This is a genomic window from Nocardia farcinica (assembly GCF_029867845.1).
Classification (GTDB): Bacteria; Actinomycetota; Actinomycetes; order Mycobacteriales; family Mycobacteriaceae; genus Nocardia; species Nocardia farcinica_A.
In genome coordinates this window covers 1-1,031 of record NZ_JARWRU010000184.1, presented here as the reverse complement: position 1 = coordinate 1,031, position 1,031 = coordinate 1, and the positions used below count along the sequence as shown (strand labels likewise).

The 1,031-nt window shown below is 74.0% G+C and carries 2 protein-coding genes; one reads left to right on the top strand and one right to left on the bottom strand.

All coding sequences use genetic code 11. The features are described 5' to 3' along the window. Positions 1-602: hypothetical protein (locus tag QH283_RS03770; protein WP_280501625.1), on the top strand; the 602-nt coding region annotated here is incomplete at its 5' end. A 45-nt stretch (positions 603-647) separates the two neighbouring features. Here QH283_RS03770 and QH283_RS03765 read toward each other — a convergent pair. After that, a partial coding sequence (locus tag QH283_RS03765) for a zinc-binding dehydrogenase (RefSeq protein WP_280501624.1) occupies positions 648-1,031 on the bottom strand: 384 nt, incomplete at its 5' end.

Sequence of the window (1,031 nt, the reverse complement as noted above, 5' to 3'; positions counted from 1 at the left end):
CGCCCCGGCGGCGGTCGGGCGCGGCGGTGCCGCTGATGATCCTGCTGGTGCTGCTGGTGATCATCGCCGGTGTGGGCGTGTGGGCCTGGAACAGCGACGCGGTGCGCTCGTTGACCGGTCGCTCGGACGGTCACAAGGATTTGGCGGCGCTGCACGACGCCTTCCCCCGCATGGTGCCCGCTGGCGCCGATTCCGGCGACGGCTACGACGGCGCCCGGTGTTTCGCCTACGCCCGCTACCTCGACTTCCTCGACTCGACGGGGTACGAGGAGGTCTTCGACCCCTGGCAGGCCAGGTGGAGCTGTATCGGCGGTTTCGACTCCGCGGTGTCCTACCGCTTCTACAGCTATCCGAGCCCGGCGCAGGCGCACGGCACGGTCGAGGCGCTGGCCGTCCGCGGGACCGAGTACGGCTCGGAGACCATCGGTTCGCGCACCGACCGGACCTTCGTCGCCGAGAGCGAGGCAGGCGTCGAGTACGCGGTCCTGGTCTCCACCTACCTCGAATCCGGCCGCGACCGCTGGGTGCTGGTCTTCGAACGCATGGGCGGCGCGGACGAACTGGAGGCGCTGGTGCAGGCCGTCCGCGCCGCTCCGCTCTAGGCGGGCGGGTTCCCCGCCGTCGGGCCGAGCGGCCTGCGCGCGGGATCAGACGGTCAGCAGCGTGCGTCCCACCGTCGCCCGCGACTCGATGGCGGCGTGCGCGCGTTCGGCTTCCGCGAGCGGGAAGACCTGGCCGATCACGACCTCCCATTGTCCCGCCGCGGTGAGCGCCAGAGCGCGTTCCCCGGCGCCGTGCCGATCGAGTTGTGCCGAGCGAAGATCCAGCAGTCCGACGACCTCGACACCCCTGGCCTTCGCCGCCTCGGCGTCCGAGCCGCCGAAACTGCCCGCGGCGGACCCGTAGCCGAGGAACAGACCACCCTCGGCCGTCGCGGCCAGGGCGGCGTCGCCGAGCGCGCCGCCCGCCCCGGCGAGCACCCCCCCCCAGCCCGCGCCGCCGGGGGCGGGCCCGGGCCGCGGGGGGCCGGG